This is a genomic window from Streptomyces thermospinosisporus, from assembly GCF_039526425.1.
Classification (GTDB): domain Bacteria; phylum Actinomycetota; class Actinomycetes; order Streptomycetales; family Streptomycetaceae; genus Streptomyces; species Streptomyces thermocarboxydovorans.
In genome coordinates, this window is record NZ_BAAAIZ010000078.1 from 1 (window position 1) to 19,460 (window position 19,460).

Sequence of the window (19,460 nt, forward strand, 5' to 3'; positions counted from 1 at the left end):
CGCGCCGGCGCGCCGGCTGCCGGGCCCGGTGTCCGACGCCCGGCGCCTGCCGCCTCTCTGTGCTGCGCGCCGCGCCTCGGCGCGGCCGCCGTACATGGGCCCTTCGCCCCCGCGGGGTCCCGGCCCGTAGGAATCGGACGGCGACCCGGTGGCGCCTCGCGGTGCCGCGCGGCGGCCGGAGGACGAGCCGGACTGGCCGCGTCGGGCCGCGGCACGTCCGCCTCCCTGCGGCGGTTTGCGACGGTGCTCGCTCATCGAACGACTACTCCTCGGGCAGGCGCACCCTTGCGCGCCTGGAACGGCGGCTGGTTTCCGGTCCCCCCGAAGTACGGATACGGCGCTGGCCGCATTCAGCCCGTACTGCACCGGGGACAGGGACGCCCACAGACGTCACTCGGTTCCCGGTGGTGTGCATGGCGCACAGACTACGCACCGCCAAAACCTGCCGAGCCCAGAAGTTCACCTCAAATCAGGCAACTTGCTCGGTATGAATCCGGGATGTGATCCCGTTCACCACACTCCCTCTTGTCGCATCCGGAGGGCCGTTCTATCGTCGTGATGTATCGAGTCGATACATCAGAGCGGCATACGGGACGAGAGGAGGCGACGATGAGCCGGCGTTCCGGGATCCTCGAGTTCGCCGTACTCGGCCTGCTCCGCGAATCTCCGATGCACGGCTATGAGCTGCGCAAGCGGCTCAACACGTCGCTGGGCGTCTTCCGGGCGTTCAGCTACGGGACGCTGTATCCCTGCCTCAAGACGCTGGTCGCCAACGGCTGGTTGATCGAGGAGCCGGGGAGCACCAGCGAGGCCACCGCGACCCTCACCGGCCGACGCGCCAAGATCGTCTACCGGTTGACGGCCGAAGGTAAGGAGCACTTCGAGCAGCTCCTCTCGCAGACGGGCCCCGACGCGTACGAGGACGAGACCTTCGCCGCGCGGTTCGCCTTCTTCGGGCAGACGTCGCGCGACGTACGCATGCGCGTGCTGGAGGGCCGCCGCAGCCGCCTGGAGGAGCGTCTCGAGAAGATGCGCGCCTCACTGGCGCGCACCCGGGAGCGCCTCGACGACTACACGCTTGAGCTCCAGCGCCACGGAATGGAGTCCGTGGAGCGCGAAGTGCGCTGGCTGAACGAGCTCATCGAGAGTGAGCGCGCCGGGCGGGACCTGCGGGGTTCCGCCCCTGGGGGAGCCGCTCAGCAGGACAGGACATCTGGAGCGACGGGCGGCCTGCCCCGGTCCGGGGACGATCCCCGGCCGGATACGCCCGACGACACCGCCACGTGAGACCCACCTCAGGGCCTCACTCGTACACACAGGGAGCAACCGGAATGGGTTCGGTTCGCGTAGCCATCGTCGGCGTGGGCAACTGCGCGGCATCGCTGGTTCAGGGAGTCGAGTACTACAAGGACGCCGACCCGGCGAGCAAGGTGCCGGGCCTGATGCACGTCCAGTTCGGCGACTACCACGTCGGTGACGTCGAGTTCGTCGCCGCCTTCGACGTGGACGCCAAGAAGGTCGGCCTCGACCTCGCGGACGCCATCGGCGCCTCCGAGAACAACACCATCAAGATCTGCGACGTCCCCCGTACCGGCGTGACGGTGCAGCGCGGCCACACCCTCGACGGTCTCGGCAAGTACTACCGGGCCACCATCGAGGAGTCCGCCGAGGAGCCCGTCGACGTCGTCCAGGTCCTCAAGGACAAGCAGGTCGACGTCCTGGTCTGCTACCTGCCCGTCGGCTCCGAGGAAGCGGCGAAGTTCTACGCCCAGTGCGCCATCGACGCCAAGGTCGCCTTCGTCAACGCCCTCCCGGTCTTCATCGCCGGCACCAAGGAGTGGGCGGACAAGTTCACCGAGGCCGGTGTGCCGATCGTCGGTGACGACATCAAGTCCCAGGTCGGCGCGACCATCACGCACCGCGTCATGGCGAAGCTGTTCGAGGACCGCGGTGTCATCCTGGACCGCACCATGCAGCTGAATGTCGGCGGCAACATGGACTTCAAGAACATGCTCGAGCGCGAGCGCCTGGAGTCCAAGAAGATCTCCAAGACGCAGGCCGTCACCTCGCAGATCCCCGACCGGGAGCTGGGCGAGAAGAACGTCCACATCGGCCCGTCCGACTACGTGGCCTGGCTGGACGACCGCAAGTGGGCCTACGTCCGCCTCGAGGGCCGCGCCTTCGGTGACGTCCCGCTGAACCTGGAGTACAAGCTCGAGGTCTGGGACTCCCCGAACAGCGCCGGTGTCATCATCGACGCCCTGCGCGCCGCGAAGATCGCCAAGGACCGGGGCATCGGCGGCCCGATCCTGTCGGCCTCCTCGTACTTCATGAAGTCCCCGCCGGTGCAGTACTTCGACGACGAGGCCCGCGAGAACGTCGAGAAGTTCATCCGGGGCGAGGTCGAGCGCTGAACCCTGCCAAGCAGGCAGTTGGAACCCTGCCTCTGCGGGCAGTTGAGGGTCTCCGGGTCGCACGGCCCGGAGACCCTCTCCGTATGTGAGGCTGTGCGCCATGGCCGTCGTCCGTGACCTGCGCGTCCTGCTGCGCTTCCAGGGGTTCCGACGCCTGCTCGCCGTACGGCTGCTGTCCCAGGGGGCGGACGGGGTCTTCCAGGTCGCGCTCGCCGCCTATGTGGTCTTCTCCCCGGAGCGGCAGACCTCGGCCGCGGCGATCGCCTCCGCGATGGCGGTGCTGCTGCTCCCCTACTCGCTCCTCGGGCCGTTCGCCGGGGTGTTCCTGGACCGCTGGCGCCGCCGCCAGGTCTTCCTCTACGGCAATCTGCTGCGCGCCCTGATGGCCGCGGTCACCGCCGTGCTGATCCTGGGCGGCGTCCCCGACTGGCTGCTCTACGTCTCCGCCCTGTGCGTCACCGCCGTCAACCGCTTCGTGCTGGCCGGCCTGTCCGCCGCGCTGCCCAGGGTGGTGGACACCGAGCGGCTGGTCGTCGCCAACTCGCTGTCGCCGACCGCGGGGACGCTGGCCGCCACCGTCGGCGGCGGACTCGCCTTCCTGGTGCGGCTGCTGATCGCGGACTCCGACGCGGCCGTGGTGGTCGTGGGCGCCGGCCTGTATCTGTGCGCGGCCCTCGCCTCCCTGCGCATCGCCAAGGAGCTCCTCGGACCGGACCGCGCCCTCGTCAACCCCCGGCTCGCCACCGCGCTGTCCGGCACCGCGCGCGACCTGGTGGCCGGTGTACGGCATGTCGCCGCACCGCAGCGCCGGGAGGCCGCCTGGGCGCTGACCGCGATGTCCCTGATGCGGTTCTGCTACGGGGCCATGCTCGTCATGGTGCTGATGCTGAGCCGCTATGCGCTGACGTCGAGCACGGACGGGGGACTGGCGCTGCTCGGGCTGGCGCTCGGCTTCTCGGGCGCCGGGTTCTTCGCGGCCGCCGTCCTGACGCCGTGGGCCGCGGGGCGGCTGGGGCCGGGCCGCTGGATCGTGGTGTGCGCCGGGGCGGCTGCGCTGCTGGAGCCGGCCCTCGGTCTGCTCTTCGCCACCGTCCCCCTGCTCGCCGGGGCGTTCGTCCTGGGACTGACCACCCAGGGCTCCAAGATCGCGACGGACACCATCGTCCAGACCCTGGTCGAGGACGACTTCCGTGGCCGGATCTTCTCCGTCTACGACGTTCTGTTCAATGTGGCCTTCGTCAGCGCCGCCGCGGTGGCGGCCCTGATGCTTCCTCCGGACGGGCGTTCGGTTCCGCTGGTCGTAACGATCGCCGTGATCTACGGAGGAGTAGCTGCGCTTATGGCCCGTTTTGAGCGCCAGTAAGTGTCACATCAGTGCCACAGAGCCCCAGGAAGCTACTGAGATGTCCATGGCGGCCGATAGCTTACGTGGGTCTTACGAGCGAGCTTTTCGCGTCAGCACCCATGTATTGAGGGGGACCCCCAGTGACCACTCCGCCGCCCCAGGGCAACCCGTTCGCCCAGGGCCAGCAGCAGCCCTACGGCCAGCCGCCCCAGGGCGGTTTCCCCCAGCAGGCGGGCCAGCCCGGCTTCCCGCCTCCGGGGGCTCCGGTGCCGCCGGCCCAGCCGCAGCGGAAGGTCAGCTTCAAGCTGATCAAGAACATCGTGCTGGCCGTGGTCGTCGTCAGCGTCGCGATCGGCGGCTACATCGCCAGCCGCGATGATGCCGACCAGGCCGCTGTGGGCGACTGCCTGAAGTCCGCTTCCTCCTCCTCGGACCGCATGGAGGTCGTCGACTGCTCCTCCTCGGAGGCCGAGGGCAAGGTCCTCAAGAAGGTCGAGGGCCACTTCACGTCCTTCACCGCCGAGGCCGAGTGCCGCAAGGTCGACGGAGCCACCGGCTTCTACGCCGAGACCGGCGACGGCGAGGAGTTCCTGCTCTGCTTCGGCGATGTCTGACCGGACCTGAGCACCTGGTGTCACCGAACAGGCGGGTCATGTTTCACGTGAAACATGACCCGCCTTTCGCAACCTGTCGCGGGAGAGAGCCCCGGGGGCATGTTTCACGTGAAACGTGCCCCCGTTCCGCGGCTCAGCGCTGCTGCTCGCCGCTCTGCTGTTCGCTCCACCACTGCTTGAGGGCCGCGACCGCCTCGTCGTGGGGCATCGGGCCGTTCTCCAGGCGGAGCTCCAGCATGTGCTTGTAAGCCCTGCCCACATCGGGGCCCGGCTTGATGCCCAGGATCTCCATGATCTGGTTGCCGTCGAGGTCCGGGCGGATGGCGTCCAGCTCCTCCTGCTCCTGGAGCTTGGCGATGCGCTCCTCCAGGCTGTCGTACGCACGGGAGAGCGCGGCCGCCTTGCGCCGGTTGCGAGTGGTGCAGTCGGAGCGGGTCAGCTTGTGCAGGCGGTTCAGGAGCGGGCCCGCGTCACGGACATAGCGGCGCACGGCCGAGTCCGTCCATTCCCCCGTGCCGTAGCCGTGGAAGCGGAGGTGCAGCTCCACCAGGCGGGAGACGTCCCTCACCAGCTCGTTGGAGTACTTCAGCGCCGTCAGCCGCTTCTTGGCCATCTTCGCCCCGACCACCTCATGGTGGTGGAACGAGACCCTGCCGTCCTTCTCGAAGCGGCGGGTGCGCGGCTTGCCGATGTCGTGCAGCAGGGCGGCCAGGCGCAGGGTGAGGTCCGGGCCCTCGTCCTCCAGCGCCATCGCCTGCTCCAGGACGATCAGCGTGTGCTCGTAGACGTCCTTGTGCCGGTGGTGCTCGTCACTCTCCAGACGCAGCGCCGGCAGCTCGGGCAGCACATGATCCGCCAGCCCGGTGTCGACGAGCAGCGTCAGGCCCTTGCGCGGGTTCGAGGAAAGGATCAGCTTGTTCAGCTCGTCGCGCACCCGCTCCGCGGAGACGATCTCGATACGTCCCGCCATTTCCGTCATCGCCGCGACGACCTCGGGCGCCACGTCGAAGTCCAGCTGGGCGGCGAAGCGCGCGGCCCGCATCATCCGCAGCGGGTCGTCCGAGAAGGACGCCTCCGGCGTGCCCGGCGTCCGCAGCACCCGGGCCGCGAGGTCGTCCAGGCCCCCGTGCGGGTCGATGAAGACCTTCTCCGGGAGCGAGACGGCCATCGCGTTCACCGTGAAGTCACGGCGGACGAGGTCCTCCTCGATCGAGTCGCCGTACGACACCTGGGGCTTGCGCGAGGTGCGGTCGTACGCCTCCGACCGGTACGTCGTCACCTCGATCTGGAAGCCGTCCTTCTGCGCACCGACCGTCCCGAAGGCGATGCCGACGTCCCACACGGCGTCCGCCCAGGGCCGCACGATCCGCAGCACGTCCTGGGGGCGGGCGTCCGTGGTGAAGTCCAGGTCGTTGCCCAGCCGGCCGAGCAGTGCGTCCCGTACCGAGCCGCCGACGAGTGCGAGTGAGAATCCCGCCTCCTGGAAACGGCGGGCGAGATCGTCGGCAACAGGCGCGACCCGGAGCAGTTCGCTCACTCCGCGTTCCTGCACCCGGCTGAGAGGGGTACTGGTTTCTTCCTTGGCGTTCGGCACAACAGAAGAGGGTACGTGGCCCAGGCAGCCCGCAGCCTCCCCATTACATGCGCAGAGGGTCACCCCGGCCGGCACACAGGGCAACAGGCCGATCCACTTCCCGATCTTGCGCGGCGGTCCGTGGCACTACCTCTCAGCTCGCATCGTTACCATGCGGGGACCACTTTCCGACGACCACTGACGACGACAAGGGACGGGCGAGCGCGTGGCCGAGGCGGCAGCTATCCAGGGGACCAGTCCCTCACCTGCCCGCCGCTGGCTGCGGCGCACCGGAGCCCTGCTCGCCGGGGTGCCGCTGCTGGCCGGGCTCCTCCAGCTGCCCGCCCAGCCCGCGGCGGCCGACTCCGGCCGGACCGCTCCCCGCGCCGCGGCCGCGACGGGCTCCGTCTCCGTCTCGGTGGACACGCTGACCCCCAGCATCCCCGGCGAGGGGGACACGGTCACCGTCTCCGGCACGGTCACCAACAAGGGCAAGCAGGCCGTCACGGACGCCCACGTCGGCCTGAGCGTGGGTCCCCGGCTGACCACCCGCTCCGGCATCGACACGGTCGCCAGGAACAGCGGCGACGTCCGCACTCCCGTCGGCCAGGAGATCGGCGGCAAGTTCACCGAGAAGTTCGACAAGCTCACCCCCGGTGTCTCGCGCCCCTTCAGCATCTCCGTGCCGGTCGACGAGCTGGACCTCGGCCAGGACGGCGTCTACCAGCTGTCCGTGCAGCTGACCGGGCAGACTGCGGCACAGCAATGGGAGCAGACCCTCGGCGTCCAGCGGACCTTCCTTCCCTGGCAGCCCGACGAGGCCGAGACCAGGACGAAGACGACCGTCCTGTGGCCGCTGATCTCCGATGTGCATGTCACGGCGGAGACGGGTTCGAACGAGCAGCAGACCCCCGTCTTCCGTGACGAGGACCTCGCCAAGGAGATCGCACCCGGCGGCCGGCTCGACCGGATGGTGTCGCTGGGCAAGGAGCTCGACGTCACCTGGGTGATCGACCCCGACCTGCTGGCCTCGGTCGACGCCATGACCGAGAGCTACGAGGTCCGCGGCGAGGGTGACGAGAACGTCACCGGTCGCAATCAGCAGCTCGCCAAGCGATGGCTGGCCCAGCTGCAGCAGGCGGTGGAGGACAAGGAGGTGGTCGCCCTGCCGTTCGGCGACCCGGACCTGGCCTCCCTCGCCCATCACGGCACATCGGTCGCCGGCTCGCTGAACCACCTCAAGGAAGCCACCGACGCCGCCGTCGAAACGGTGCGGACCATCCTCCACATGACCCCCGCCACGGACTTCGCCTGGCCCGTGAGCGGCGCGGTCGACCCGTCCATCATCAAGGTCGCCACCTCCGCGGGCGCCGACAAGGTGATCGCCCGCAGCGACTCCTTCCGGGAGAACGGCGGGCTGTCGTACACGCCCTCGGCGCCGCGCCCCATCGGTGGCGGCACGACCGCGGTGGTCGCCGACGCACGGCTGTCCACGGCCTTCCAGGGCGACATGGCCAAGGCCTCCGGGTCCACGCTGGCCACCCAGCGGTTCCTCGCCCAGAGCCTGATGCTCGGCCTGCAGACCAACAAGCAGCGCAGCATCGTCGTCGCCCCCCAGCGCACCCCGTCAGCGAGCCAGGCCCAGACGATGGCCGAGGCGGTCAAGGCGCTGCAGAACGCCTCCTGGTCCGACTCACAGGGCCTCGCCGCGGCCGCCAAGGCCAAGCCCGACCCGGCGGCCCAGCCCACCGTCCCCTCCGCGGGCGCGTACCCGGCCTCGCTGCGCAAGCAGGAGCTGCGCCGGTCGGCGTTCGAGCAGATCGCGAGGACGCAGGACAAGCTCGACAATTTCAAGGTGATCCTCTCCGAGGCGGACCGGGTGGTGACCCCGTTCGGCCGCGCCCTGAACCGGGCCATGTCCGCCTCGTGGCGGGGCCGCCCCGCCGACGCGGCCATCTACCGCAGCGGAGTGGAGACCTACCTGGACGGGCTCATCGACTCGGTGAAGCTGATCGAGAAGTCCGAGACGAAGCTCTCCGGCCGCAGCGCCACGATCCCGGTGACGGTGCAGAACAACCTGGTCCAGGGCGTCGACCACCTGGTGCTGCGCCTGACCTCCACCAACCCGACCCGGCTCAAGATCGACGGCGGCGCCTATCAGGAGCAGCCGGTCACCGTCTCCGGCGGCCACAGCCAGTCGGTGAAGTTCACCACTTCCGCCAACGCCAACGGCCGGGCGACCGTGGTGGCCCAGCTGTACACACCGGACGGCCGGAAGTACGGCGAGCCCGTCACCTTCGACGTCAAGGTCACCGAGATCACCGCCACGGTGATGCTGGTCATCGGCGGCGGAGTGCTGCTGCTGGTCCTCGCGGGGCTCCGCATGTACACCCAGCGCAAGCGTGCCGCAGCCCGTGAAGCGGCGGAGGAGGAGCCCGGGGCGGGCGAGGAGAGCGACGACGCGCAGAACCCGGAGGCCGCCGGGGAGCGTCCCACCGAGGAGCCGGGGTCCGGCTCACCGGAGGGCGCCTCCCAGCAGCCGAGTGACCCGGCAGCGGACACCGCACCGGAAAGCGCAGACCCGTCCGGCACGGGTGAGAGAGTGGACCGTTGACGATGTCGTGGCCGGTCGGCCCGGGACGATGAGGTGGGGTAACCATGAACGCGCCGTACGACGGTGACCGCGGTCATGCCGCGGGCAGCTCGGGCCACCCCGAGTCGGACCACCCCGAGGGTCCGCCGCCCGGACACGGCCAGGTGCCTCCGCCGTCCGAGGACCCGTACCTCCAGGAAACCTACGACCAGGACCCCTACCGGGCGCAGGACATCTCCGCCCAGGACCCGGTCGACGAGGCGCGCTACGACCGCGCCGCGCACCCCCCGCCGGCGCAGGCCCCCCAGCCGCAGCAGCCGCTGTACGGCAGGCCTCCCCAGCCGCCGCACGCTCCCGATCCGAGGGTGTGGGCGCAGACCCCCGCGCCGGAGCCGGACGGCCCCTCGCAGCATCTGCCGTACGGGGACGACCCGCGCACCACGCAGTACGTGGGCGTGGACGAGCTCGTCGGCGGCGGCCGCCAGGAGCAGGACGCCTTCGCGCACCTCTTCCGCGACCAGCAGCAGAGCGGCGTGTTCCCGGACCAGCCCCCGGGCGACCGGTACCCCGCGCAGCACTCGGCCGGGCAGGAAGGCACCGGGCAGCCCGAGGGCCCCGCTCCGGTGCCCGGGCCCGCCACCCCGACCCCGGGCCACTACGCGGGCGCCACCCCGCCGCCCGCGGCGGAGGCTCCCGCCCCCGAGCCGGCTCCGGCGCCCAAGAAGGCGGGCCGGGCCGGCGGCCTGCTGAAGTCGAGCGCGGTGATGGCGGCGGGCACGATGGTGTCCCGGCTGACGGGGTTCATCCGCTCCGCGCTGATCGTCTCGGCTCTGGGGCTCGGCCTGCTCGGCGACTCGTTCCAGGTCGCCTACCAGCTGCCGACCATGATCTACATTCTCACCGTCGGCGGCGGTCTCAACTCGGTGTTCGTACCGCAGCTGGTCCGCGCCATGAAGGAGGACGAGGACGGGGGCGACGCCTACGCCAACCGGCTGCTGACCCTCGTCATGGTCGCCCTGGCCGCGCTCACCGCCCTCGCCTGGTTCGCCGCTCCGCTCCTGGTGCGCGCCCTGTCGAACCCGGTCGCCAGCGACCCCGACGCCAACGACGTCGCCGTCACCTTCACCCGCTACTTCCTGCCCTCGATCTTCTTCATGGGCATTCATGTGGTGATGGGTCAGATCCTCAACGCCCGCGGCCGCTTCGGCGCGATGATGTGGACTCCGGTCCTGAACAACATCGTCATCATCGTCACCCTCGGCACCTTCATCTGGGTGTACGGCACCGCCGCCGACTCCGGCATGACGGTCGAGACCATCCCGCCCGAGGGCAAGCGGCTGCTCGGCGTCGGCGTGCTCCTCGGCCTGGTGGTCCAGGCGCTGGCGATGATCCCGTACCTGCGCGAGACCGGGTTCCGGATCCGCCCGCGCTTCGACTGGAAGGGCCACGGACTCGGCAAGGCCGCCATGCTGGCCAAGTGGACCATCCTGTTCGTCCTGGCCAACCAGGCGGGCGCCCTGGTCGTGACCCAGCTGTCCACCGCGGCCGGCCGGGACTCCGGCGTCGAGGGCACCGGCTTCGCCGCCTACGCCAACGCGCAGCTCATCTGGGGCCTGCCGCAGGCCATCATCACCGTCTCCCTGATGGCCGCCCTGCTGCCCCGCATCTCCCGCTCGGCGGCCGACGACGACGCCGGGGCGGTCCGGGACGACATCTCCCAGGGGCTGCGCAACACGGCTGTCGCCATCGTGCCGATCGCCTTCGGCTTCGTCTCGCTCGGCATCCCGATGTGCACCCTGATCTTCGGCTCTTCGGGCACCAGCGAGGCGACCAACATGGGCTACATGCTGATGGCCTTCGGCCTCGGCCTGATCCCCTACTCGGTGCAGTACGTCGTTCTGCGCGCCTTCTACGCCTACGAGGACACCCGGACCCCCTTCTACAACACGGTCATCGTGGCGGCGGGCAACGCGCTCGCCTCCGGGCTGTGCTTCCTGGTGCTCCCGGCCCGCTGGGCCGTGGTCGGCATGGCCGCCTCCTACGGACTGGCCTACGCGATCGGCGTCGGCGTCGCCTGGCGCCGGCTGCGCAAGCGGCTGGGCGGCGACCTGGACGGCGCCCGGGTGCTGCGCACCTACGCCCGGCTGTGCATCGCCTCGGTGCCGGCCGCACTGCTCAGCGGCGCCGCCTGCTACGGCATCAGCCAGACGCTGGGCCAGGGCGTCGGCGGTTCCTTCGCGGCGCTGCTGGCCGGCGGTGCCGTCCTGCTCGGCGTCTTCTTCGTCGCCGCACGCCGCATGCGCATCGAGGAGCTCAACTCACTGGTCGGCATGGTCCGCGGACGCCTGGGACGCTGAGGCAGGGGGTAGACGCACAACCATCGTCAGCCACCGTGTGTCGTGCATAGCGGCGGACTGTGGGCACAATTGATGTCGGCGTCGGGCGGCGCGCAACGGCGCCGGCCGATGCGCAACGGATGGGGAGGCAGGGAACGACGGTGGCGGAACGGAGCACAGCTGCCGTCGACGTGGCAGACAACAGCGGCGAGGAGTCGCTGACCGCGGAGGCGGACCAGTCCACGGCCGACGGGGTGGCCAAGAACCGGGAGCAGGACACGGACAGCGACGAGGTACAGGAGAAGACCGGGACCGAGGGTTCCGGCAAGACCTCGCCGCCTGAACTGCACAGTGGTCACAAGCTCGCCAGACGCTACCGGCTCGAGGAGTGCGTCACCCGTCTGGACGGATTCAGCAGCTGGCGTGCCGTCGACGAGAAGCTGCGCCGCGCGGTCGGGGTGCACATCCTGCCCGCCGACCACTCGCGCGCCCGTTCGGTGCTGGCCGCTGCCCGCTCCTCCGCCCTGCTGGGCGATCCGCGCTTCGTGCAAGTCCTGGACGCGGTCGAGGAGAACGACCTCGTCTACGTGGTCCACGAGTGGCTCCCCGACGCCGTCGAGCTGACCACGCTGCTGGCCTCCGGCCCGCTGGAGGTCTACGACGCCTACCAGATGGTCAGTCAGGTGTCCGCCGCCATGGCCGCGGCGCACCGCGAGGGCCTCGCGCATCTACGGCTCAACCCCAATGCGGTGCTGCGCACCTCCACCGGCCAGTGGCGCATCCGCGGCCTCTCCGTGAACGCGGCGCTGCGCGGCATCAGCTCCGACACCCCGCAGCGCACCGACACCGAGTCCATCGGCGCCCTGCTGTACGCGGCGCTCACCCAGCGCTGGCCGTACGAGAACGACGCCTACGGCCTGTCCGGCCTGCCGAAGGACGTCGGCCTGATCCCGCCCGACCAGGTGCGCGCCGGTGTCCACCGCGGGCTGTCCGAGCTCGCCATGCGCGCCCTCGCCAACGACGGCGCCACCGCATCCCGGCACGAGTCGCCCTGCACCACGCCGGAGGAGCTGGTGAAGGCGATCGGCGAGATGCCCCGCATCCGCCCGCCGGAGCCCGCGTTCACCTCGCCGCCCGAGTACCAGCGCACCACCTACCAGCAGGGCACCTACGGCCGCACGGCACCCCGTCCGGGCAGCCCCCAGGCGGTGCCCGCTCCGCCGCCCCCGCTGCAGAGCCGCACGGGCAAGGCGCTGAAGTGGGCGGTGTCGGCCCTGCTGATCGCGGCCCTCGGGCTGGGCAGCTGGCAGCTCGCGGACGCCCTGATGGACCAGGGCGGCAAGTCCGACGACACCAACAAGACGCAGACCAACGACGGGGACGACAAGGGCGGCAAGGCCCGGCCGCCCAAGCCGCTGGCCATCCAGGGCGCCCAGGAGTACGTCGCCAAGGGGTCGGCCCAGGCGCCGGAGGACGTGGCCAAGACCTACGACGGCGATCCCTCGACCTACTGGCGCACCAGGAGCTTCGTGGACGGGCCCGACATGAACCCGGCCTTCAAGCCCGGTGTGGGGATCGTCTACGACCTCGGGTCCGAGCAGACGGTGAAGGCGTCGTCGATGGGGCTGCGCTACAGCGGCGACCACACCACGGTCACGCTGTACGCGACGGACTCCACCAGTTCGTCGACCCCGATCAGCGCCATGCGGAAACTCGGTACGGTGACCACCACCGGGGACAGCGCGACGGTGAAGGTCTCCAAGCCGGTGAAGACCCGGTACGTGCTCGTCTGGATCACCGCCATGCCGTCGGCGCCCGTTGACGCATACAGTGGCGCCGGATACAAGCAGGCCATCACCGACCTGAAGTTCACCGGCTGACGCCTGAAAAGGGGGAGGGGGTCCGATGGCGGACGGCACCGCGTACCGTGACGCGAGCGATCAGGACCTCCTGGCCCGCCATGTGGACGGCGATCCCGACGCCTTCGGTGAGCTGGTGCGCCGCCACCGGGACCGGCTGTGGGCCGTGGCCCTGCGCACGCTGGGAGACCGGGAGGAGGCCGCCGACGCGGTCCAGGACGCCCTGGTCTCCGCCTACCGGGCCGCCCACACCTTCCGAGGACGGTCGGCCGTCACGACCTGGCTGCACCGGATCACCGTGAACGCCTGCCTGGACCGGGCCCGCAAGGCCGCCTCCCGGAAGACCGCACCGGTGGACGACACCGAGCGCCTGGAGCAGCTGCTGGAGCCGCACGAGTCCGCGGCGGCGCCCGCCGAGCGCAACGATCTGCACCGCCAGCTGATCGAGGCCATGGGCACCCTTCCGGCCGATCAGCGGGCCGCACTGGTGCTGGTGGACATGCAGGGCTATCCCGTCGCCGAGGCCGCCCGGATCCTCGATGTGCCCACCGGCACGGTGAAGAGCCGCTGTGCCCGTGGCCGGGCCAGACTCCTGCCCCTCCTGACCCATCTGCGGCCGGACGCCGAGGGTGAGGCCGGGAAACCGGACGAGGCACGGAACCGGACAGCGGGCAGAGCCGTCCCACCCGCAGCGGGACCGCGTGCAGCGGATCCGCCGGAGGCAGGACCGAGTGACCCAGCGGCTATGAAGGGCGGAGGTGGGCGAGCGTGACGTCGACGACGGAGGACAGGGCGGAGCACCCGGACGTCGCGGAGATCTCCGACCTCACCGAAGGACTCCTGCCGCCGGACCGGACCACCGCGGTACGCCGTCATCTGGACGAGTGCGAGCTCTGCGCGGACGTCCATGCCTCGCTGGAGGAGATCCGGAGCCTGCTCGGCACGGCGCCGGGTCCGCTCCGCATGCCCGACGACGTCGCCGGCCGTATCGACGCCGCACTGGCCGCGGAGGCCCTGCTCGACGCCAGGGCGTCGCAGGCGCGGGCGGAGGAAGCCCCGGAGGCCCCCGAGGCCCCTGAGGCCGCGGAGACGCCGGGGGCGCCGGCGGAAAGGACCCCGGAGGCCGTAGGTGCCGCCCGTGCGGCGAGTGCCGAGGACGATGGCGCGCATGTTTCACGTGAAACCGCGCGCGTTTCACGTGAAACATCGGCCCCCGCAGACCGGCCTGCCGGGCGTCCCCGCTCCGCGACCACCGGTCCGGGCCGCAAGGGCCACCTGCGGGGCCGCCGCCGGCTCGCCGTCCTGGGCACCGTGTTCACCGTCGCCGCCCTGGGATTCGGCTCGCTGCTGCTGTCGTCCCTGAACGATGGCGGGGCTCCCGAGAAGGGGCAGGAGACCACTGCCGCGGACACCTTCTCCGGGGAGCGCCTGAAGGAGCGGGTCGACCATCTCCTGGCGAGCAGCCAGGGCAAGGGCGGCGGGTCCCGCACTCCGTTCGGCGTGGAGTCGGAAGGCACCGGAGCGAGCCCCCGAGTCCTGAGGGAGCCGGCGGTCCCGGAGTGCATCCGTGAGGGCATCGGCCGGGACGATGCCGCACTCGGCACGGAGCACGGCACGTACCAGGGCAAGGAGGCGTTGCTCGTGGTGCTCCCCGACGCCGCGGATGACACCCGCGTGACCGCCTATGTGGTCGAGACGACCTGCGTGGACGATCCCTCCTCGGGAGCCGAGGCGAAGGTCCTGCTGAAGCACTCCTACACCCGGTCCTGACCGAGAGGAGTGACGGCCTCCGACGCGGCAATGCGTACGGTGTGTGCCCCCTTCGTGCGCGTCACAGGGCCGTCTCCGTGTGCCCGGACACAGCGGGAATGCCAGCCCCTTAGGATCCGTTGGGTGGGGTGAGAGTCGAGAACAGAAGCTCCCCCGGTCGACCTGACGCAGACCAGAGACGAGGAAATCAGCCGTGAGCGACGTCCGTAACGTGATCATCATCGGATCGGGGCCGGCCGGCTACACGGCGGCGCTCTACACCGCCCGTGCGTCGCTGAAGCCTCTGGTGTTCGAGGGCGCCGTCACCGCCGGTGGTGCGCTGATGAACACCACCGAGGTCGAGAACTTCCCCGGCTTCCAGGACGGCATCATGGGCCCGGAGCTCATGGACAACATGCGCGCCCAGGCCGAGCGCTTCGGGGCCGAGCTGGTCCCGGACGATGTGGTCGCCGTCGACCTGACCGGTGAGATCAAGACCGTCACGGACACCGCCGGCACCGTGCACCGCGCGAAGGCCGTCATCGTCGCCACCGGCTCGCAGCACCGCAAGCTCGGTCTGCCGAACGAGGACGCCCTCTCCGGCCGGGGCGTGTCCTGGTGCGCCACCTGTGACGGCTTCTTCTTCAAGGACCAGGACATCGCCGTGATCGGCGGTGGTGACACCGCGATGGAGGAGGCCACCTTCCTCTCGCGGTTCGCCAAGTCGGTGACGGTCGTCCACCGCCGGGACACTCTGCGCGCCTCCAAGGCGATGCAGGAGCGCGCCTTCGCCGACCCGAAGATCTCGTTCATCTGGGACAGCGAGGTCGCCGAGATCCTGGGCGACCAGAAGCTGTCCGGTCTGAAGCTGCGCAACGTCAAGACCGGCAAGCTCACGGACCTGGCGGTGACCGGTCTGTTCATCGCGATCGGCCACGACCCGCGCACCGAGCTCTTCAAGGGTCAGCTGGAGCTGGACGAGGAGGGCTACCTCAAGGTCGACTCGCCCTCCACGCGCACCAACATCCCCGGCGTCTTCGGCGCCGGTGACGTGGTCGACCACACCTACCGCCAGGCCATCACCGCGGCCGGCACCGGCTGTGCCGCCGCTCTCGACGCCGAGCGCTTCCTCGCCGCCCTCGCGGACGAGGACCAGGCCGAGCCCGAGAAGACCACTGTCTGATCCCCACCCGCCCCACGCACCACACAGTTAAGGAGCCCGCCGTGGCAGGCACCCTGAAGAACGTGACCGACGACTCCTTCGAGCAGGACGTCCTCAAGAGCGACAAGCCCGTCCTGGTGGACTTCTGGGCCGCCTGGTGCGGTCCGTGCCGCCAGATCGCTCCGTCCCTCGAGGCCATCGCCGCCGAGTACGGGGACAAGATCGAGGTCGTCAAGCTGAACATCGACGAGAACCCGGGCACGGCCGCCAAGTACGGAGTCATGTCGATCCCGACCCTGAACGTCTACCAGGGCGGCGAGGTCGCCAAGACCATCGTCGGTGCCAAGCCGAAGGCCGCGATCGTGCGCGACCTCGAGGAGTTCATCGCGGACTGACGTCGGACTGCCATCGCGGTGGCGTCTGTTTCACGTGAAACACGAATGGGCCGACCCACACGGGTCGGCCCATTCGTGTGATGACGCCCCTCAGAGCGGCCGCAGCGCGGGCTCCTTCTGCACCGCGCCGAGCAGCCGGTCCAGCGCCATCTCCACGTCTTCCTTCCAGGACAGGGTCGTTCTCAGCTCCAGCCGCAGCCGCGGGTAGGTCGGATGCTGGCGGACCGTCTTGAAGCCCACGGCCAGCAGATGGTCGGCCGGCAGCACACAGGCGGGCTCCTTCCAGCAGGCGTCGCCGAAGGCCTCGATCGCCTTGAATCCCCGGCGCAGCAGATCCTTCGCCACCGTCTGGACCATCACCCGGCCCAGCCCCTGCCCCTGATAGCCGGGCACGATGAAGCCCGTCATCAGCTGCACCGCGTCGGGCGACACCGGGCTCGTCGGGAACGCCGTGGACCGCGGGACGTACGCCGGGGGCGCGTACAGCACGAACCCCACCGGGACGTCGTCGACGTAGACGACTCTTCCGCAGGAGCCCCACTCCAGCAGGACGGCAGAGATCCAGGACTCCTTCTCCAGGCTGGAGGTGCCCGCCTCTACCGCTGCCTCACCGCTGACGGGGTCGAGCTCCCAGAAGACGCACGAGCGACAGCGCTGGGGAAGGTCCTGAAGGTTGTCCAGCGTGAGCGGTACGAGCCGACGGCCCATGACGGCTGTTCCTCGCTTCCTGCGCCCGCTGCTTCGCGGGCGGCTGTGAGAGCACTTCGTTCCCTGAGCAGACTGCCGATGAACCCGCCGACGGCTGCCACCCCCAGCCCCGCGCCTACCAGTCCGCTGCGGCTCGTCAATCGCATGGCCCCTGCCTTGCTCTTCAAAGTACTGCCCGGAGGATGCGCCATATCCGAACGCATCGTATCCATGAAGCGATTCCCTCGATACCGACACAAAGCAAAGGGTGGACTGGTTCCGGAACGCACCGGATGCAGTCCACCCTCCAGGCTCGGCCGACGGCCGTGAGATCAGTCGTCGGCTTCCTCGCTGTCGTGCTCCGCGAGGCTCTTCTGCAGGACCGGGCCCTCGCCGGGAGCCAGGGTGCTGAGGATCCGTTCAAGATCCTCCATGGAGGCGAACTCGACCGTGATCTTGCCCTTCTTCTGCCCGAGGTCGACCTTGACCCGCGTCTCGAAGCGGTCCGAGAGCCGCGTCGCCAGCTCGGTCAGTGCCGGGGAGACCCGGGCACCGGCGCGCGGCCCCTTGGAGCGCTGAGCCTTCTGCGGACGCGATCCCATCAGGGTCACGATCTCCTCGACGGCCCGCACCGAGAGGCCCTCGGCCACGATGCGGTGGGCCAGCCGGTCCTGCTCCTCCGAGTCCTCGACGGACAGCAGCGCACGGGCGTGGCCGGCCGACAGCACTCCGGCGGCGACCCGCCGCTGGACCGCCGGGGAGAGCTTCAGCAGACGCAGGGTGTTGGAGACCTGCGGGCGGGACCGGCCGATGCGGTCCGCCAGCTGGTCGTGCGTGCAGTTGAAGTCCTTCAGCAGCTGGTCGTAGGCGGCTGCCTCCTCCAGCGGGTTCAGCTGGGCACGGTGCAGGTTCTCCAGCAGGGCGTCCAGGAGAAGCTTCTCGTCCTCCGTGGCCCGCACGATCGCCGGGATGGCCTCCAGACCGGCCTCGCGGCAGGCACGCCAGCGGCGTTCGCCCATGATGAGCTCATAGCGCCCGGGACCAGTCGGCCGGACCACGACCGGCTGGAGCAGACCCACTTCCTTGATGGAGGTGATCAGCTCGGCCAGCGCGTCCTCGTCAAAGACCTCTCGCGGCTGCCGCGGGTTCGGCGTGATGGCATCGAGGGGAATCTCCGCGAAGTGCGCACCGAGCGGCGGAGGGGGCACCTGCGAGGACTGCTCCTCTGTTTCACGTGAAACAGCGGGCAGCGTGGCCACCTTCGCCGCGGCCACACCACGTTCGTTGGGCAGGACCGGAACCGCGGCCGGCGATGTGGAGGCGTTGCCCCCCATCGCGGCCGGCGGCACCGTCTTCTCGGTCGGGGCGGCAGGGATCAGCGCGCCGAGACCACGACCCAACCCCCTCCGTTGCTCGCTCACTGGATGCCCTCCACCATGCTCGGATCGTTCTGCTGCTGTGCGCCGATGTGCGCCTGTGCGGCGTCATAGCTGACGCCGACGCCCCTCAGCGCGATCTCACGTGCCGCCTCAAGATAGGAGAGGGCACCGCTCGATCCAGGATCGTAGGTCAGTACCGTCTGCCCATAGCTCGGCGCCTCCGAGATACGGACCGAGCGCGGGATGCTCGTCCGCAGTACCTCATCGCCGAAGTGGTTGCGCACCTCCTCGGCGACCTGGGACGCCAGACGGGTCCGGCCGTCGTACATGGTGAGCAGGATCGTCGAGACGTGCAACGAGGGATTGAGGTGCCCTCGCACCAGGTCGACATTGCGCAGTAGCTGCCCGAGCCCTTCGAGTGCGTAGTACTCGCACTGGATCGGGATCAGCACCTCCCGGCCGGCCACCAGCGCGTTCACCGTCAGCAGCCCCAGGGAGGGCGGGCAGTCGATCAGGATGTAGTCCAGCGGCTGCTCGTAGGCCTGGATGGCCCGCTGCAGGCGGCTCTCCCGTGCCACCAGCGACACCAGCTCGATCTCCGCACCGGCGAGATCGATGGTGGCGGGGGCGCAGAAGAGACCCTCGACATCCGGGACGGGCTGGACGACGTCCGAGAGCGGCTTGCTCTCGACCAGCACGTCATAGATGGAGGGGACTTCGGCGTGATGGTCGATGCCCAGGGCAGTGGAGGCATTGCCCTGCGGATCGAGGTCGACCACGAGAACGCGGCCGCCGTGCAGAGCGAGCGAAGCGGCAAGGTTGACCGTGGTCGTCGTCTTGCCCACGCCGCCCTTCTGGTTGGCCACCACGATGACACGCGTCTGCTCAGGCCGTGGCAGACCCTCACCGGCGCGGCCCAGAGCCTCCACCGCCAGCTGGGCAGCACGACCGATGGGAGTGTCGTCCATCGGAGGCGGCGTTTCACGTGAAACATCCGCCCCCATCGACTCGGTACGGGGACCGGGGACCGGATCGGTCATCGGTCCCGCGATGTTGGCGTCGGACCGCAAGGATTCACTCTCCTCGACTTCAGGCTCGCAATGAACAGAGCCTCCCATGTCTTCGGGGTGGTGAACCAGTGAGGCCTGGCGTTCTGTGGAGAAATCCACCTCTGTGGACAACTCCGGACCCTCGACGAGTGACGAGGAGGCGCTCTCCGCGGGCGCCGGGGAAGCACCCTGCTGTGGTGACGGGGAGGAGAGGCCCTCCGCGGGCGAGGGGGAGAAGTCTTCCGCGGCGGGATTCGCCGGAGATAGGCCGGGAGCAGGCCCTTCTCCGAGTGATCCGAGAGGCT

At 70.0% G+C, this 19,460-nt stretch carries 15 protein-coding genes; 11 read left to right on the forward strand and 4 right to left on the reverse strand.

From position 1 onward, the window contains the following. Positions 1-609: 609 nt before the first annotated feature. The 4 genes from ABD207_RS23855 (at position 610) to ABD207_RS23870 (ending at position 4,373) form a co-directional block, all read left to right on the forward strand. Positions 610-1,287 carry a PadR family transcriptional regulator gene (locus ABD207_RS23855; protein ID WP_167995092.1) on the forward strand — a complete coding sequence of 226 codons (678 nt, stop codon included), beginning with the start codon at positions 610-612 and terminating at the stop codon, positions 1,285-1,287. A 44-nt stretch (positions 1,288-1,331) separates the two neighbouring features. Next, positions 1,332-2,414, forward strand: coding sequence for an inositol-3-phosphate synthase (locus ABD207_RS23860; protein WP_343999500.1), 1,083 nt, complete (start codon positions 1,332-1,334; stop codon positions 2,412-2,414). A gap of 100 nt (positions 2,415-2,514) precedes the next feature. Then, complete coding sequence (locus ABD207_RS23865) at positions 2,515-3,777, forward strand: MFS transporter (protein ID WP_344015160.1); 1,263 nt, start codon at positions 2,515-2,517, stop codon at positions 3,775-3,777. A gap of 122 nt (positions 3,778-3,899) precedes the next feature. Then, the gene (locus ABD207_RS23870) at positions 3,900-4,373 is read left to right on the forward strand and encodes an LppU/SCO3897 family protein (RefSeq protein WP_344015161.1); all 474 of its coding nucleotides are present in this window, start codon (positions 3,900-3,902) and stop codon (positions 4,371-4,373) included. Positions 4,374-4,506: 133 nt separating this feature from the next. Here the strand turns inward: ABD207_RS23870 and ABD207_RS23875 are convergent, their stop codons facing one another. Next, the gene (locus ABD207_RS23875) at positions 4,507-5,967 is read right to left on the reverse strand and encodes a CCA tRNA nucleotidyltransferase (protein WP_344015162.1); all 1,461 of its coding nucleotides are present in this window, start codon (positions 5,965-5,967) and stop codon (positions 4,507-4,509) included. Between the two features lie 205 nt (positions 5,968-6,172). On the opposite strand from ABD207_RS23875, the gene ABD207_RS23880 reads away from it, so the two are divergent. The 7 genes from ABD207_RS23880 (at position 6,173) to trxA (ending at position 16,040) form a co-directional block, all read left to right on the forward strand. After that, positions 6,173-8,560, forward strand: coding sequence for a DUF6049 family protein (locus ABD207_RS23880; protein WP_344015163.1), 2,388 nt, complete (start codon positions 6,173-6,175; stop codon positions 8,558-8,560). Positions 8,561-8,604: 44 nt separating this feature from the next. Next, positions 8,605-10,896, forward strand: coding sequence for a murein biosynthesis integral membrane protein MurJ (gene murJ / locus ABD207_RS23885; RefSeq protein WP_344015165.1), 2,292 nt, complete (start codon positions 8,605-8,607; stop codon positions 10,894-10,896). Positions 10,897-11,036: 140 nt separating this feature from the next. After that, positions 11,037-12,755: a protein kinase family protein gene (locus tag ABD207_RS23890; protein WP_344015166.1), complete on the forward strand. Its 1,719-nt coding sequence runs from the start codon at positions 11,037-11,039 to the stop codon at positions 12,753-12,755. Between the two features lie 25 nt (positions 12,756-12,780). After that, the gene (gene sigM / locus ABD207_RS23895) at positions 12,781-13,506 is read left to right on the forward strand and encodes an RNA polymerase sigma factor SigM (RefSeq protein ID WP_344015167.1); all 726 of its coding nucleotides are present in this window, start codon (positions 12,781-12,783) and stop codon (positions 13,504-13,506) included. Further along, positions 13,503-14,504 (forward strand): anti-sigma factor, encoded by a 1,002-nt coding sequence (locus tag ABD207_RS23900; protein ID WP_344015168.1) that lies wholly within the window; start codon positions 13,503-13,505, stop codon positions 14,502-14,504. Before sigM ends, ABD207_RS23900 begins: the two co-directional genes overlap by 4 nt. A 193-nt stretch (positions 14,505-14,697) precedes the next feature. Beyond that, a complete protein-coding gene (gene trxB / locus ABD207_RS23905) occupies positions 14,698-15,666 on the forward strand; it encodes a thioredoxin-disulfide reductase (protein WP_344015169.1) in 969 nt (322 codons plus the stop codon). A 41-nt stretch (positions 15,667-15,707) separates the two neighbouring features. After that, positions 15,708-16,040, forward strand: coding sequence for a thioredoxin (trxA, locus tag ABD207_RS23910; protein ID WP_167995073.1), 333 nt, complete (start codon positions 15,708-15,710; stop codon positions 16,038-16,040). Positions 16,041-16,130: 90 nt separating this feature from the next. Here trxA and ABD207_RS23915 read toward each other — a convergent pair whose 3' ends face one another. From ABD207_RS23915 to ABD207_RS23925, 3 genes are all read right to left on the reverse strand, one after another. Then, positions 16,131-16,748 carry a GNAT family N-acetyltransferase gene (locus ABD207_RS23915; protein WP_344015171.1) on the reverse strand — a complete coding sequence of 206 codons (618 nt, stop codon included), beginning with the start codon at positions 16,746-16,748 and terminating at the stop codon, positions 16,131-16,133. A gap of 311 nt (positions 16,749-17,059) precedes the next feature. Further along, complete coding sequence (locus ABD207_RS23920; RefSeq protein WP_344015172.1) at positions 17,060-18,148, reverse strand: ParB/RepB/Spo0J family partition protein; 1,089 nt, start codon at positions 18,146-18,148, stop codon at positions 17,060-17,062. Continuing rightward, complete coding sequence (locus ABD207_RS23925; RefSeq protein WP_343999556.1) at positions 18,145-19,224, reverse strand: ParA family protein; 1,080 nt, start codon at positions 19,222-19,224, stop codon at positions 18,145-18,147. The genes ABD207_RS23920 and ABD207_RS23925 overlap by 4 nt, the downstream gene beginning before the upstream one ends. Positions 19,225-19,460: the final 236 nt, after the last annotated feature.